General features: G+C 72.5%; 10 protein-coding genes. 3 read left to right on the forward strand and 7 right to left on the reverse strand.

Features of this window, described 5'->3' with window-relative positions; all coding sequences use genetic code 11:
• Positions 1-11: 11 nt before the first annotated feature.
• The 3 genes from EJF31_RS15250 to EJF31_RS15260 all read right to left on the reverse strand — a co-directional run bounded on the left by EJF31_RS15250 (position 12) and on the right by EJF31_RS15260 (position 4,202).
• Positions 12-1,103: an NAD(P)/FAD-dependent oxidoreductase gene (locus tag EJF31_RS15250; RefSeq protein WP_125038001.1), complete on the reverse strand. Its 1,092-nt coding sequence runs from the start codon at positions 1,101-1,103 to the stop codon at positions 12-14.
• A 255-nt stretch (positions 1,104-1,358) separates the two neighbouring features.
• A complete protein-coding gene (locus EJF31_RS15255; protein ID WP_125038002.1) occupies positions 1,359-2,996 on the reverse strand; it encodes a hypothetical protein in 1,638 nt (545 codons plus the stop codon).
• A gap of 402 nt (positions 2,997-3,398) precedes the next feature.
• Positions 3,399-4,202, reverse strand: coding sequence for a thioesterase family protein (locus EJF31_RS15260; protein WP_125038003.1), 804 nt, complete (start codon positions 4,200-4,202; stop codon positions 3,399-3,401).
• Positions 4,203-4,258: 56 nt separating this feature from the next.
• On the opposite strand from EJF31_RS15260, the gene EJF31_RS15265 reads away from it, so the two are divergent.
• Together EJF31_RS15265 and EJF31_RS15270 are read left to right on the forward strand one after the other, a co-directional pair.
• Positions 4,259-4,843 (forward strand): hypothetical protein, encoded by a 585-nt coding sequence (locus tag EJF31_RS15265; RefSeq protein ID WP_125038004.1) that lies wholly within the window; start codon positions 4,259-4,261, stop codon positions 4,841-4,843.
• A gap of 22 nt (positions 4,844-4,865) precedes the next feature.
• On the forward strand, positions 4,866-5,231 hold the full coding sequence (locus tag EJF31_RS15270) for a YidH family protein (protein WP_125038005.1): 366 nt from the start codon (positions 4,866-4,868) through the stop codon (positions 5,229-5,231).
• On the opposite strand, the gene EJF31_RS15275 is transcribed toward EJF31_RS15270, so the two are convergent.
• The 3 genes from EJF31_RS15275 to EJF31_RS15285 form a co-directional block, all read right to left on the reverse strand.
• Positions 5,218-6,216: an SGNH/GDSL hydrolase family protein gene (locus tag EJF31_RS15275; protein ID WP_125038006.1), complete on the reverse strand. Its 999-nt coding sequence runs from the start codon at positions 6,214-6,216 to the stop codon at positions 5,218-5,220. The two genes, EJF31_RS15270 and EJF31_RS15275, sit on opposite strands and share 14 nt — an antisense overlap.
• 223 nt (positions 6,217-6,439) lie before the next feature.
• Complete coding sequence (locus EJF31_RS15280) at positions 6,440-8,110, reverse strand: FAD-binding dehydrogenase (RefSeq protein ID WP_307718982.1); 1,671 nt, start codon at positions 8,108-8,110, stop codon at positions 6,440-6,442.
• A gap of 21 nt (positions 8,111-8,131) precedes the next feature.
• Entirely contained in the window at positions 8,132-10,705 is a 2,574-nt protein-coding gene (locus tag EJF31_RS15285; RefSeq protein ID WP_185736297.1) for a tetratricopeptide repeat protein, read from the reverse strand.
• Between the two features lie 58 nt (positions 10,706-10,763).
• On the opposite strand from EJF31_RS15285, the gene EJF31_RS15290 reads away from it, so the two are divergent.
• On the forward strand, positions 10,764-13,295 hold the full coding sequence (locus tag EJF31_RS15290) for a response regulator (protein WP_125038009.1): 2,532 nt from the start codon (positions 10,764-10,766) through the stop codon (positions 13,293-13,295).
• 7 nt (positions 13,296-13,302) lie between these two features.
• Here EJF31_RS15290 and EJF31_RS15295 read toward each other — a convergent pair whose 3' ends face one another.
• Positions 13,303-14,796, reverse strand: a complete 1,494-nt coding sequence (locus tag EJF31_RS15295) for a serine/threonine-protein kinase (RefSeq protein WP_125038010.1) — start codon at positions 14,794-14,796, stop codon at positions 13,303-13,305.
• Positions 14,797-14,827: the final 31 nt, after the last annotated feature.

Raw genomic sequence — 14,827 nt, forward strand, 5'->3', positions numbered from 1 at the left:
GATCGTAGGGCTCAGGCGGCGGCGCTGGTCCGGTTCCGCGACCGGGCCAGGATCCGGTCCACGACGTACGCCGCATCGCGGCCGGCCCCCTCCATCAGCATCGAGGTGAACCCGAACTGGAAGCAGAGGCCGACGAAGAAGAGCCCCGGGGCGTCGTCTACGACGCCGCGATACTCCAACGGCCAGCCGTCCTCGCCGAAGACCGGCAACCGGATCCAGTCGAACTTCTGCTGGAAGCCCGTGGCCCAGACGACGTTGCGGACATCGACCGGCTGCCCGCCGACCGTCGGCCGGCCGTCGACCACGCCGTCGACGCGGTCGAGCCTGCGGTCGACACCGCGCCGGACGAGGTCGTCGCGCTTGACCCTCAGCATCGGGCCGCCGTGGTGGCGGATCTCGTCGGTGAGCTTGCGGCCGATGGGCGTACGACGCGTCAGCACGTGCCGCCAGACCCGGATCATCAGCGGGAACGCGACCCGTGCCCGCCCGGACTCCAGCCGGAACGGGATCTGCCCCGGGTCCCGGCCGGCCAGGATCGTCTCGTGTGTCTCGGCCACCTCGTAGGCGATGTCGCAGCCGGAGTGCGAGCCCCCGACGACCAGGACCGGGCCGGCCTGGAGCTGGCCGGGACGGCGGTACTCGCTCGAGTGGAGCTGGAGGATGCCGGGGTCGAGGTCGTGGGCGAGTTCGGGGACGTGCGGCGTGCGCCCGAAGGTGCCGGTCGCGACCACGACGTTGTCGCAGGTGTAGTCACCGTGCGATGTGGTGACGAGGTAGCCCTCCCCCGCCCGGTCGACGGCCTGGACGCGGACCCCGAGACGGACCGGCAGGTCGAAGTGCCGGGCGTAGGCCTCGACGTAGTCGGCGACCTGGTCCTTGCCGGGGTAGGACCACGGCTCGGCCGGGAAGGGCATGCCGGGCAGCCCGTCGTACCTCGCGGGGCTGTAGAGCCTGAGCGTGTCCCACTGCTGGCGCCAGCCGTCCCCGATGCGGGCGCCGGCGTCGAGGACGACGCAGTCGCGGCCGTGGCGGGTGAGGTGGTACGCCGTGCTGAGGCCGGTCTGGCCGGCTCCGATGATGAGGGTGTCGATGTGGGTGGTCATGCCTCCGACTGTCGCGCCGGCGGTGGCCGTCGCGCGTCGGGCGTGCTGTGCATCCTGGTGGTCCATCGCATGGGTCGAATGACCCATGTGGCGCTCCTGATGCGGTCGCACCGCACGAGGGTCCTGCCAGACACAGGCGGTGCGGGCCATTCCCGCGCTGCGGCGAACAGAGAGCGGCCCGCACCGCGTCTGGGTGAGCCGGTCCCGGGACAGTCACTGCGACTGCCCCGGGACCCGCCGGTGAGTACTACGTGGTCACTTGACGGCGATGGTGGCCGTGCGACCCTTCAGGTTGGTGGCGGTCTCCGACACCTTGGCGAAGTAGTAGTTCTTCTTGCTGCCGTTCAGGTCGGCACGCTTGAAGATCACCTTGCCGTCGGCGCCGAGCACCTTCGACTTGACCTTCTTCGCCACGCCGTCCTTCACGCGGTAGAGCGACACCACGGCGTCCGCACCGGCGGAACCAGCGTTGACCGTGATCCGGTCGTAGCCGGCGATCGAGTCGCTCGCGGGCACGTGCACAGCCTTGATGGCCGGGTGGATGCCGACCGGCGGCGTCGGCGGGGTCGTCGCAGTCGGCTCGAGGTCGAACTCCTTGCCGGAGTCGACGGAGCCGGTGGCCGCGTCGACCTTGCTGATGGTGATGTCGTCGAGGAAGTACTCGCCGTTCATCTGGGTGGACGCGCCGGCACCGCCGACGATGAACGCAACGCCGCCGTCGACCTGGCTGGTGTCAGACGCGTCCTCGTTCTTGACGATGGTCGCGTCGGGGTGGGCCACGGCGTACTGGTCGAGCGTGATGCTCTGCTGCGCGTCGTCACCGTTGACGCCCCAGACGCCGGTGCCGGCGTGCCAGGTCTGCCAGGTGCTCTGCTCGACGGCCCCGTTGTTGGCCGGGTAGTAGAAGAGCGAGGCGTCCGTGGTGCCGTCGCCGTCGTTGTCGACGGAGAGGCGCAGGTAGGCCGGCTGCTGCGGGGTGTTGTTGCCGTTGTCGGCGCGCGAGTACGTCGAGTAGGTGATCGTGCGCAGGTCGCGGACCCGGGTGCCGTCGTACTGCTCGGTGCGGAACAGCTCGACGCGCCCAGCGTTGTCGGCAGTGCTCAGCGACATCTTCAGGCTGCCGTCGCCGACGGGCGGGGTGCCCGGCCCAGCGACGAACTGCTGGTCGGAGCTCAGGTAGTTCGCGTCGTCGTAGGCCTGACTCTGCCAGCCCTGCGCGTGGTCGGGGTCGACGGTGAGCTGCGTCGTGCCGCCGTCGGTCTCGGCGTTCGGGCCGAAGTCGAACAGCGTGTCCTGGCCGTTCTTGCCGACGATGACGCGGTCGACGAAGTACTCACCGCGGGTCATCGTGTTGGCGTCACCGGAGATCAGCGAGACCGCGCCGCCGTCGTGGCCGGCGTCGAACCGGTTGTTGGCGAGCACGGCGTTCGGGTGAGCCGCGGCGTAGGCCGCGAGGCTGATCTGACCGGCGCCGGAGTCACCGTCGACGTTCATCAGACCGTCGGTGACGTTCCAGTCCTGCCACACACCGTTGACGACGGTCCCGTTGTTGGCCGGGAAGAAGAAGAGGCTGGTGTCGGCGCCGCCGGTGCCGTCGCTGTCCACGGTGAGGCGCAGGTAGGTCGGCTGACGGTCGGCGCCGCCGGCCGTGCTGCGCGCGAACGTGGAGTACTCGAGCCGGGTGAGGTTGCCCAGGTTGACACCGTCGTAGAGGTCCGTGCGGTAGAGCTCGGTCTGCACCTCGAACTGGCCGACGGTCATCTGGTGGCTGCCGGTGCCGAACGGCGCGCGCTGCGGACCGGTGACGTCGGACTGCTCCGGGACGGTGTAGGCGCCGTTGGTGGTGTCCTCGTACGCCTGCGTGTACCAGTCGGCGCCGTGGCGGACGACCATGGAATCGGGGCTGGGAGTGCCGTCCGCGAAAGCGCCGGTCGCCCCGATCCCCACGATGAGCAATGAACCGACAGCAAGCATGCTGATGCGGGCCCCATGAGTGTTGAACATGTATTTCCCTCTGAGATGAGTGTGCGCACAGAAAAGACATCGGAGTCGCACCCGCACCCGATGACCCCGCGTTGAGAGTCCCCATCCCGCGGTCTAGACAAGACTAATGGGCTAGACCGCTGGCCCCGACCATATGCAGGCTATTTCCACGCGAAAGCCTCCCCCCACCGAAAAATCACCCCTTGGGGTGGAGGTTCGGCCAACGAAGTCCGAGGAATCCGGGGTCTCGGCAAGCTCGACCAGCGGATGTCCAAGCTCGACCAGCGGATGTCCAAGCTCGACCAGCGGATGTCAGCGGGGCTGGCGGGCCAGCTGCCTGCTCTGCGCGACGAGACGGCCGGCGGAGTCCCAGACCTCGCAGTCCTCCTCGAACATCCCACCGGCCATGTTGCGGGTGGCGTGGCGGACCTTGAGCCAGCCCGGGGCCGGCTTGGCACGGACGTGCGCGGTCAGCTCGAGGGTCGGGGCCCAGCCGGGCATGCCGAGGTCGAAGGTCACGGGCGGCAGGGCATCGACGATGGCGAGCAGCAGGATCGGGTCGGGGTCGCGGCCGTCGGCGAGGCGGAACCAGGCGCTCATCACGCCCTCGCCGCTGGGCTGGCCGACGGCCCAGCCGATGTTGGCGGGGTGGAAGCGGATGTCGAAGCGCTCCATGATCGGCGCCATCCGGCGTACGTCCTCGGGCGCGAGGGTGGTGGGGACGCAGTCGTCGGGGGCGGGCATGTCGGGCTCGACGGCGGTGGTGCGGACGTCGTCGGCGCCGAGGTCGAGGTCGCCGTACGTCGCGAGCGCGGTGATCCGCACGTCGTCGCCCTGGCGCAGGTCGGCGGCGGCGGTGGCGACGCTGCCGCCGTCACGACGTACGTCGATCGCCACCTGCGCGGGTCCGGGCCGCGACGCGGACAGGTAGTAGGCGCTGATCGACAGCGGGTCGGGCTTGCCGGGCAGCGCGGCGCGCAGGGCGTTGCCGAGGACGGCCAGCAGGTAGCCGCCGTTGACGCCGCCCCCGACCACCCAGCCAGAGCTGAGGTCGGCCGAGTACAACCCCTCGGACTCGCGGGTGACGTCGATGTGGCTGTCGAACTCGTGACCCATGACCGCGACCCTAGGGTGCTGGTTTGGGGACCGGAAGCGCTGGGGACATACGCCACATGCACTCGCGCCTCTCGGGCCTCGCGCTCGCCGTCACCCTTGCCGCCGCCACCCTGGCCGCGGGGTGTGAGTCCCACGACTCCAAGCCCGCACCGGCCGCGACGTCGACGTCGTCCGCCTCGTCCGACGCACGCGCCGCCCCCGCGGTCGAGCTCGCGGGCTCGGCCGGGGTCGGGACCTACTGCACGGCGCTGGGCAAGCGCGACGGCGACTACCTGTGGAGCGGCACCCAGTTCACCGCCCACGCCGACGCGACCCTCGAGAAGGCCGGTCCGGCCAACCTTGGCAACGTCCGGGTCGTCGGGACGTGGTTGGTGGAGGACTCGACCGACGACGGGGCGTTCGTGCCGTGGCCGCAGGGGCAGCGGTTCGTCGACAAGCACGGCCCTCGGATGCCGGACTCCGGTGCGTCGCTGGCGGCGGGAACGACGTACCGCCTGGTCGTGCGGCTGCGCCCGGACATCGGGCCGCTCCCCGGCGTGGTCAACGGCTTCGACGTCACCTGGTCGACCGAGGACGGCGGGGGCGCGACGCTCACCGACCCGTCCGTGCTGCAGTTCGAGCGGATCGACAAGGACTGCTGACCGCGGCCCCTACGCTGACTGCGTGACCGAACGCCATCCCCGCTGGGTCTACGACGCCGGGCAGGAGCCGGACCCGCGCTTCAGCCTCGCGAACGAGCGGACCTTTCTCGCCTGGATCCGTACGGCGCTCGCCGTGCTCGCCGGCGCGGTCGCCCTGCACTCGCTGGGCGTGCCGGAGTCCGACTGGCTGCGCACGACGGTGGTCGTGCTGCTGGTGCTGTTCGCCGGCGCGATGACCGCGTTGGCCTACCTGCGCTGGGCGCGGGTGGAGCGGGCGATGAGGACCCGGACGTCGCTGCCGTCGTTCGAGCTCGGGCTGGCGATGACCGGCGCGATCGTCCTCGTCTCGGTGCTGCTGGCGGTGGCGCTGGCCGTCAGTGGTTCCTGAGGTACTTCAGGATCACCGCGGCCTGCGCCCGGGCACCGGCCGCGTTGGGGTGCGCCGGGACGCCGACGGCCGGATCGTTGACGGAGGGGCCGTAGATCTCGCCGTAGCGCACCGTGGGCAGCTGGCAGAAGTCGTGGCCGAGCGTCGGCGTGAAGGTGTTGACGAACTCCGCGCCGCCCTCGGCCGCCGCCTGCTTGACCATCGCGTTGAGCTCGATGAACTTCGCGTGGATGTAGGCCATGTCCTCGTCGGTGGCCGGGACGGTCGGGTAGCAGCCGTGGTCGGGCACCAGCGAGAGGTAGTCGATCGCGAGGATCCGGGCCTTCGGCGAGATCCGGTGGATGGCCCGGAACGCCGCGACCAGCTTGGGCTCGCTCTCCTGGATCCGCTCGGAGAGCCGGTCGTGGCCGCCCGCGGTGTACTTCGCCTTGCAGCCGCCCAGCGGCGGCTCGGAGCCGATGATCGGCACCGGGTTGTCCGGCAGGCTCGGCACCGTGCCGTCGGGCAGCGGGTTGGCGACGGGGAGCGCGTTGAGGCAGTCCATGCCGGCGCCTGCGATGCCCGCGTCGTTGCCGCCGATGCCGACGGTGACCAGGTCGGTCTGCTTGGTCAGGCGGTTGAACTGGGGCGGGTTCTGGCCGCCGGCCGGGAGGTCCTGCGGCGCCGTGAAGTCGTCGGTCGTGGCCGAGCCGCAGGTCGCGTCCTTGATCGGCACACCCAGGGTCGCCGCGATGATCTTCGGGTAGTTGTGGTGCGACTGCGCGCAGTCGATCGGCGCGTAGGTGTCGTCGGGCGTGCCGTCGGAGTTGGCGAAGACGACGTCGGCGGACCAGGAGTCACCGAGGGCGACGTACTGCTTGTAGGCCGGGGCCCTGAGCGCCGTCGCGGCGCTGGTCGTGCGGGTCTGCGGCGCCGGCGCGGCGTGCGCGGGCACGAGCGGGAGTGACAGGGCGGCGACGGCGGCGACGGCCAGCAGCGACTTCATGGCGTGACAACGCTCGGGTGCGTGCGTTGGTTACGCGACAGCGCGCTCCACGGGAGCACGATGGTGGGCCCTGCAACCAGCCAGCAGCGCGACGAGCACGAGCAGCGCGACACCCGAGACCGGAAGCTCCAAGACCCACCACCCCCGTGCGCCAGATCGTGCTACTCCCGACGACCCGTTGTCAGCGGTCGTGATCGAGTCGTGACCTGGCGGGTCGCCCGGCTCACCCGCAGGCAGCCGCCGCAGCCCGACCGGCGGTCCGCCCGGAGAACAGGCAGCCACCGAGGAACGTGCCCTCGAGGGCGTTGTAGCCGTGCATGCCCCCGCCGCCGAAGCCGTTGACCTCGCCGGCGGCGTACAGGCCGGGGAGGGGCTCGCCGGAGGAGGTCAGGCAGCGCCCGGAGAGGTCGGTCTCGAGGCCGCCGAGGGTCTTGCGGGTCAGGATGTTGAGGCGTACGGCGATGAGCGGGCCGGCCTTGGGGTCCAGCATCTTGTGCGGCGTGGCCACCCGGATCAGCTTGTCGCCGCGGTAGTTGCGAGCGCCGTGCATGGCGGTGATCTGGGCGTCCTTGCCGTAGGGGTTGTCGATCTCGCGGTCGCGCTTCTCGATCAGCGAGCGCAGCGACTCCTCCGAGATCAGGCCCGGGTCCCCCACGCGGTTCATCCCGGCGACGAGCTCGGCGAGGGTGTCGGCGACGACGAAGTCCTCGCCGTGCTGCTTGAACGCCTCGATCGGCCCGGGCGCGCCGGGACGCACGCGGGAGAGCAGCAGCTTGATGTCCTTGCCGGTGATGTCGGGGTTCTGCTCGGAGCCCGACAGCGCGAACTCCTTCTCGATGATCTTCTGGGTCAGCACGAACCACGAGTAGTCGTGCCCCGTCGTGCGCAGGTGGGCGAGGGTGCCGAGGGTGTCGAAGCCCGGGAAGTAGGGCGCGGGCAGCCGCTTGCCGGTCGCGTCCAGCCACAGCGACGACGGCCCGGGCAGGATCCGGATGCCGTGGTTGTCCCAGATCGGGTCCCAGTTGCGCAGGCCCTCGACGTAGTGCCACATCCGGTCGGGGTTGATCACCCGGGCGCCGGCCGCCTCGGTGATGCCGATCATCCGGCCGTCGACGTGGGCGGGGACGCCCGCGACCATGGTCTTCGGCGGCGCGCCCAGCCGGGCCGGCCAGGACTTGCGGACCAGGTCGTGATTGCCGCCGATGCCGCCGCTGGTCACGATCACGGCCTGCCCGCGCAGCTCGAAGTCGTCGGTCTCGACCCGGCTGCTGGCCTTGCCGCGCTCGATGTCGGAGGGCTCCAGCACCCGACCGCGTACGCCGACCACCGCGCCCGACTCGACCACCAGCTCGTCGACGCGGTGCCGGAAGCAGAAGACGATCCGGCCGGCGTCGGCGTGCTCGCGGACCCGCCGCTCGAACGGCGCGACCACCCCGGGTCCGGTGCCCCAGGTCAGGTGGAACCGCGGGACGGAGTTGCCGTGGCCCTCGGCCCGGCCGTCGCCCCGCTCGGCCCAGCCCACGACGGGGAAGATCCGGTGCCCCATCTCGTGCAGCCAGGAGCGCTTCTCGCCGGCCGCGAAGTCGACGTACGCCTCGGCCCACTGGCGCGGCCAGTGGTCCTCGTCGCGGTCGAACTGCGCGCTGCCCATCCAGTCCTGGAGGGCGAGCTCGTGGGAGTCCTTGATGCCCATCCGGCGCTGCTCGGGGCTGTCGACGAGGAAGAGCCCGCCGAGGCTCCAGAAGGCCTGCCCACCGAGCGACTGCTCCGGCTCCTGGTCGAGCAGCAGCACGCTGCGACCCGCGTCGGCCGCCTCCGCGGCAGCGGTGAGGCCGGCGAGGCCGGCTCCGACGACGATGACATCGGCGCTCTTCATGGGAACAGGTTCTATCAGCGTTCGGGACCGCTCACGTCGTCACCCCGAGGTTGCCCGCATGGCGATCTCCAGCGCCGCGTCGATCGACTCGGACCGGCCGGCCCGGACGTAGAGGTCCCACATGCCGCCGAGCCGGTCGCGGCCCGCCGTCATCGGGCTGTGCGCCAGCCACCGGGCGAGCTCCTCGTCGGCGTCCCGCACGTCGTAGAGACGGGCGACGGCGGCCGTGTGCGCCCCCAGCACCAGCGCGGCGAGGTCGTCGATCGCGAGGGCCGCCAGCAGGCGGGCGTAACCGTCCAGCAGGTCGGCGGTCAGGATCTCCTCCCCCACCTGGCGGGCGAGCTCGACCAGCTCGCGGAGCAGGGTCCTGGCCTCCCCGACCCGACCGAGCTCGAGCAGCGGCTCGACCATGTCGAGCCGGGCCTCGAGCTCGGTGCGCTGGTCCCCGCGCTGCCGGGTCAGCGTCACGACCTCGGCGAGGCGCTCGAGGGCCTGCTCGGGCTCGCCGGCCCGCAGGTGCAGGTCCGCGCGACGGCCGAGCACCCACGAGAGCCGCAGCCGGTCGTCGGCGCGGCGGGCGAGCGCGATGCTCTCGTCCAGCAGTGCCCGACAGCGCTCGTGGTCGTCGGTGTGGAAGCGCTCCAAGAGGTGCAGCGCCTCGGCCGTCCCGCGGTCGTCGCCGAGGCGTCGGCTCATCTCCAGGGCGTGGGTCACCGTCCCTTCGTCGACGCCCATGCCCAGTGCACCGAGCACCGCGGCCAGGTCCGGGCTGTCCTCGTCGCCGGCCAGCTCGACGGCCCGGCGCAGCCACTCGTCCGGGTCCGGCTCGGGGTCGGGGAGCCGCCAGAGCTCGCGCAGCATCGCGGCCAGGTGGACGCCCAGCGCCGCCAGGTCCGGTGGCGGGGGCACCGCCGCGCCCGGCCGGAGCGTCCACGCGAGCGCCTCGCGGATGTTGGGGTAGTCGGTGCGGAGGTGGCAGCGGGCATCGACGTCGCCGGCGGTGTGCAGGCGGGCGGTGAGCCGCGCGACCAGCTCGGCGCAGTACGCCGCGTGCGCCCGGCGTACGTCGTCCTCCTCGCCCGAGTCGGCCAGCAGCTCGAGGGCCACGTCACGGACGGTGGCCAGCAGCACGACCCGGGGCTGGCGGTCGGTGTCCTCCCCGACCACGACGAGCGCCGCGTCGGCGAGCTCGGTGACCGCGTCGAGGGGGTCCTGCCCGTCGGCGGCGACGGCCTGCACCCCGTCGAAGCCGGTGCCCTCCACGAAGACCGCCAGCCTGCGGAACACCCGTTGCAAGTGGGGTTCGAGCAGGTCGTGGCTCCAGGCGATGGTGTCGCGGATCGTCCTGTGCCGGGCCGGCCGGTCTGCCGCGTGGTCGCCCAGCGCGGTCGAGCTGCGGAGCTGGGCCAGCAGCGCACCGGGGCTGAGCAGCCGGGTCCGGGCGGCGGCGAGCTCGACCGCCAGCGGCAACCCGTCGAGGCGCCGGCACAGCTCGACCACGTCGTCGACGTAGCGCTGGTCCAGGACCAGGTCGGGGCGGACCAGCCGCGCCTGCTGGAGGAACAGCTCGACCGCCTCCGGCCCGGGCAGCGGCTCGACCGAGCGGACCGACTCGCCGCGCAGGTGCAGCGGGCGCCGCGAGGTGACGACGACCACCAGGCCGCGGACGGCGTCGAGCAGGTCGGCCACGACCGCGTCGGCCGTCGCCAGGTGCTCGAGGTTGTCCAGGACCAGCACGAGGCGCTGGTCTCCGAGGTGGTCCAGGACGCTGCCGCGTCCGGCCGCGTCCGCGCCCAGGCCCAGCGCCTCGGCGACGGCGGTCCAGATCCGTGCCGGGTCGGTGACCGCGGCGCACGGCACGAAGTAGACCCCGCCGGGGAACGTGTCGCCGAGCGCGGCCGCGAGCGCGGTGGCGAGCCGGGTCTTCCCCGCACCCCCGAGGCCCGTCAGGGTGACCAGCCGCGCCCGTCCGGAGGACACGAGGTCGAGGAGATCGGCGAGCTCGCGGTCGCGGCCGACCAGCGGGGTCGTCTCGGCCGGGAGCCGGCTCACGGCACCGAGGCTCTTGAGCGGCGGGAAGGCGTCGTCGAGACCCGCCCCCGTGAGCTGGTGCAGGTGCTCGGGCGCCGCGAGGTCGCGGAAGCGGTGCCAGCCGAGGTCGGTGGTGCCGAGGCCGTCGGGCAGCGGACCGAGCAGCTGTCGGGTCACGTCGGTGAGGACGACCTGGCCGCCGTGGGCGGCCGCGGCCACGCGGGCGGCCCGGTGGACGTCGAGGCCGACGTAGGCGTCGGCGTGCCGCGCCGGGTCGCCGCTGTGGATGCCGATCCGGACCCGGACCACGGCCCCGCCCGGCCACTCGTGGGCCGCGAGCGCGCGCTGGCCCGCGGCCGCGGCGAGCACAGCGGAGCGGGCCGTCGCGAACACGACGTAGAAGCTGTCGCCCTCGGTGCCGAGCTCGGTGCCGCCGTAGGTCGCCCACGCCTCGCGGAGGATCCGGCGCTGGGCGTCCAGGACGTCGGCGTACGCCTCGCCGGCGCGGCTCAGCAGCGCGGTCGAGCCCTCGATGTCGGAGAACAGCAGCGACACCGTCCCGGAGGGCAGCTCGACGTCCATGCTGCATTGTGCGCGAGACATCCCCATCCGGGCCTCCCGCTGGGCCACAATGACCAGCATGGAGGTCGTGCAGCGGCGCTCACGGGCGTGGGTCGCCGCCCTGGCGCTGGCCTGCGTCGCGGTCCTCCTCGTCCACCTCGTCTCCCCGGTCGGACGGGTCGGCGACACGACGTACCTCGCCCTGATCTGCGGCGGGGCCGTCCTGGCCCTCGCGGGCTGGCGGCAGGCCACCGGGCCGCAGCGCCAGGTGGCCCTGCTCATCGCGGCCGGGCTCGCGTCGACGGCACTGGGTGACCTGATCTGGCTGAGCTACCAGTGGGCCGGGCTCGAGCCCAACGTGTCGCCGGCGGACCTGCCCTACCTCGCCAGCTACCTCGGGCTCGGCGGCGCGGTCTGCGTGGTGCTCGCCCGCAGCAACTGGCGCGGCCGCTTCGACGTCGACGCGGCCATCGACGCCCTGACCGTGGTGACGGTCAGCCTGCTCGTCTTCTGGAACTTCTCGATCGAGTCGATCGTCGCCGACGGCTCGGTGCCGGCGTACGTGCGCGTGGTGTGGGCGACCTACCCGGTCGCCGACGCCGTCGTGCTCGCGCTTGTGATCCGCGCGCTGCTCAACCGGCGCTCGCGCGAGCAGCTGGGTCTGTGGTTCGGGGTCGGCATCTACTGCTGGCTCGCCTCCGACCTCGGCTACCTCCTCCTCGACGCCACCCAGTGGCAGAACGCCCTGCTCGACGCGGGCTGGATGACCGGCTCGATGCTGATGGCACTGGGTGCCTGGCACCGGGCCGCTCCGCTCGAGCCGGTCCTGGACGACGACGAGCCGCTGGGTGCGACGCTCGGCCGGCTCGGCATCGCGATCCTGCCGCTGCTCGTCCCGCCCGGCCTGGAGCTGCTCGACCTCGCGCGGGGGCGGGACCCGAGCCCGGTCGAGACCTTCGTCGGGCTGGCCGTCCTGCTCGCCCTGGCCTTCGCCCGCACGGCGAGGCTGCTGCGGTCCGAGGCGCGGGCGCGGGCGGACGCGCGGGCGGGGCGCGACGCCGCGCTGGAGGGGTCGCGGGCCAAGTCGGCGTTCCTCGCCACGATGAGCCACGAGATCCGCACGCCCATGAACGGCGTGATCGGGCTGACCGGGCTGCTGCTCAACTCCGACCTCACGGCGCGCCAGCGGCAGTACGCCGAGGGCGTGCGCGGCGCCGGTGAGGCGCTGCTGATGATCATCAACGACATCCTCGACTTCTCGAAGGTCGAGTCCGGCCACCTCGACCTCGAGGAGATCGACTTCCCGCTCGTGAGCGTCGTCGAGGAAGCGGCCGAGCTGCTCGCCGAGACCGCCCAGCGCAAGGACCTCGAGCTGCTGGCGTGGTGCTCCCCCGAGCTCCCGCTGGCGCTGCGCGGCGACCCGGCCCGGCTGCGACAGGTGCTGCTCAACCTCACCTCCAACGCCGTGAAGTTCACCGAGTCCGGCGAGGTCGTGGTCCGTGCCCTGCTGGAGGACGAGTCCGACGAGGAGGTCGTGGTCCGCTTCGAGGTCAGCGACACCGGGGTCGGCATCGAGCCCGACCAGCAGGAGCGGCTGTTCGAGCCGTTCCTGCAGGCCGACTCCTCGACCACGCGCAAGTACGGCGGCACGGGGCTCGGGCTGGCCATCTCCCGCCAGCTCGTCGAGGCGATGGGGGGCCGGATCGGGGTCGACAGCGAGCCGGGCCGGGGCAGCACGTTCTGGGTGACCCTGCCGCTGCGCCGGGTGCTGGCGCCGTTGCCCGCGCCCCCGCACCACGCCGACGTGCTCTCCGGGATGCGGGTCCTGGTCGTCGACGACAACCAGACCAACCGGCTGATCCTCACCGAGCAGCTGACTGCGTGGGGCATGGCGCCCGACACCGCCCCCGACGGACCGACGGCACTCCGGCTGCTGCAGGGATCGACGTACGAGCTCGTGGTGCTGGACCTCTGCATGCCCGGCATGGACGGGCTCGAGCTGGCGCGCAGCGTCTCCGCCGACCCGGCGCTGGGCGGGCCGGCGATGGTGCTGCTGACGTCCGGGCCCGACGTGACGTCGGTGGAGGCGGGCGAGGTCGGGATCGCGGCCCGGCTCACCAAGCCGGTGCACCTCGCGCAGCTCCACGACGCGCTGCTCGAGGCGCTCAACGCCCCGCGCGCCGTGGCGGTGCCCGACACGCCCGTGGCGGCCGAGCCGGCGCCGGCCGCCTCGCTCGGGCGGGTGCTGGTCGTCGAGGACAGCGAGGTCAACCAGATGGTGGCGGAGGGGATCCTGCACCACCTCGGCTACGCCGTGACGCTCGCCGACGACGGACACTCCGCGCTGCGGCTGCTGGCGGACCAGACGTTCGACGTGGTGCTCATGGACTGCCAGATGCCCGGCATGGACGGCTACGAGGCGACCGGCGAGATCCGGCGGATCGAGGGCCCGGTCCGCCACACGCCGATCATCGCGATGACGGCCGGGGTGATCGACGGCGACCGCGAGCGGTGCCTGGCCGCGGGCATGGACGACTACGTGTCCAAGCCGGTCAGCCCGCGCGAGCTCGGCGACGCGCTCCAGCGTTGGGTGGCCGCGCCCCGGGCCTGAGGCCGGCTCACCCCACGACCTGGTCCCCGGAGATCAGGTAGCCGTCGCCGTCCCGCGCCAGCTCGATGCGGCGGGTCTCGGTCTGGGAGCTGCCATCCGTCGTGTAGGTGATCGTGGCGTCCACGGCGCCACCCGGGGCGGGGGCGACGTCGACCGAGACCTCGTCGATGGTGTCCCAGAAGCCCGCGTAGTCGCCGTACGACGTGCGGCTCTGGTAGTCGCGGGACAACATCGACCACCCGGCCTCCGTGTCGTCGGGCAGGACGCCGTAGTAGTCCTCGACGAAGCCGGTCCTGCTCCCCGAAGCCGGGGCCGGGGAAGGGGAAGAGGCGGAGGAGGTCTCGTGGCCCTGCGACAGGCTCGACGATGTTCCCGTGGACGTGCGCGTGGACGTGTCCGGGGACGTCGTGCCGGAGGATCCCGCCGTCGGCCCGCCAGCGGTGTCGCTGCCGTTGCCGTCGTTGAGCAGGAGGTAGCCGCCCCCGAGCGCCGCCACCAGCAGCAGGACGGCCAGGCCGACCAGCAGCGCACGGCGACTTCCCTGACTGTTCTGGCTGTCCTGGCCGGACGGCACGGGAGCCGGCGCGACGTACGCCTCCTGCGGTGTGGGGGTGGGATCGGGTGCGGGATCGGGAGCGGCCTCGGGCAGCACCGACGTCGCGGCGGCCACGGGGACCGAGGCACGGGTGCCACTGTCGTCGTGGTCGCGATGGATGCGGTGCAGCGCCTGGGCCACCTCGCTCATGGACCAGCGCGCGTCGGGGTCCGGGTCCAGCATCCGCTGGAGCGGGCCGGCGAGCGCCCCGGGGTCCTCGGCCGCTCGCACCTCGCCCGAGGTGATCTCGGTGAGCATGGCGAGGTGGTTGGCCTGCTCGGGGAAGGGTGGACGCCCCTCGACCGCGGCGTACAGCGTGGCGCCGAGCGCCCAGACGTCGTCGGCGGGCGTCGGCTCCAGCCCGCGGGCGAGCTGGGGCGAGAAGTACGCCGGGGTGCCGGACACCAGGCCCGAGTGGGTCAGGACCGCGTCGCCGGTCGTGCGGGAGATGCCGAAGTCGGAGATCTTCGCGTGGTCGTCATCGGTGACGAGGATGTTGCTGGGCTTCACGTCGCGGTGCACCGTGCCGCGGGCGTGCGCAGCGGCCAGACCGTCGGCCACCTGGGCGCCCAGGCCGGCGGCCCGTCCCGGCGCGAGGCGGCCGTCGGCCATGATCTGCGCGAGAGTGCGGCCGGGGACGTACTCCATCACCAGCCAGATGTGGTCCCCCTCCTCGATCACGTCGTACACCGACACGACGTTGGGGTGGTTGAGCGGCGCGGACGAGCGCGCCTCACGCATCGCCCGGGCCAGGTCGGGGGTGGCCTCCCCCGGCATCAGGCCGACCTGCTTGGCGGCCACCACGCGGCTCAGGACGACGTCACGGCACAGCCAGACGCTGCCCATCCCGCCACGGCCCACCTCACGCTCGACCTCATAGCGGCCGGCGATGGTCTCGGGTGACATGTCGCCCCTCTCGTCGGTTCTCCGGGTTTGT

This window comes from Nocardioides sp. LS1 (assembly GCF_003865225.1).
GTDB classification, from domain to species: Bacteria; Actinomycetota; Actinomycetes; order Propionibacteriales; family Nocardioidaceae; genus Nocardioides; species Nocardioides ginsengisegetis.

What these genes read in the sequence shown, in the direction of transcription:
- EJF31_RS15290 (WP_125038009.1), top strand. Translation starts at nt 10,764, where the DNA reads ATGGAGGTCGTGCAGCGGCGCTCACGGGCGTGGGTCGCCGCCCTGGCG.
- EJF31_RS15255 (WP_125038002.1), bottom strand. Translation starts at nt 2,996, where the DNA reads ATGGTCGTCCGCCACGGCGCCGACTGGTACACGCAGGCGTACGAGGAC.
- EJF31_RS15295 (WP_125038010.1), bottom strand. Translation starts at nt 14,796, where the DNA reads ATGTCACCCGAGACCATCGCCGGCCGCTATGAGGTCGAGCGTGAGGTG.
- EJF31_RS15260 (WP_125038003.1), bottom strand. Translation starts at nt 4,202, where the DNA reads ATGGGTCACGAGTTCGACAGCCACATCGACGTCACCCGCGAGTCCGAG.
- EJF31_RS15285 (WP_185736297.1), bottom strand. Translation starts at nt 10,705, where the DNA reads ATGGACGTCGAGCTGCCCTCCGGGACGGTGTCGCTGCTGTTCTCCGAC.
- EJF31_RS15265 (WP_125038004.1), top strand. Translation starts at nt 4,259, where the DNA reads ATGCACTCGCGCCTCTCGGGCCTCGCGCTCGCCGTCACCCTTGCCGCC.
- EJF31_RS15275 (WP_125038006.1), bottom strand. Translation starts at nt 6,216, where the DNA reads ATGAAGTCGCTGCTGGCCGTCGCCGCCGTCGCCGCCCTGTCACTCCCG.
- EJF31_RS15250 (WP_125038001.1), bottom strand. Translation starts at nt 1,103, where the DNA reads ATGACCACCCACATCGACACCCTCATCATCGGAGCCGGCCAGACCGGC.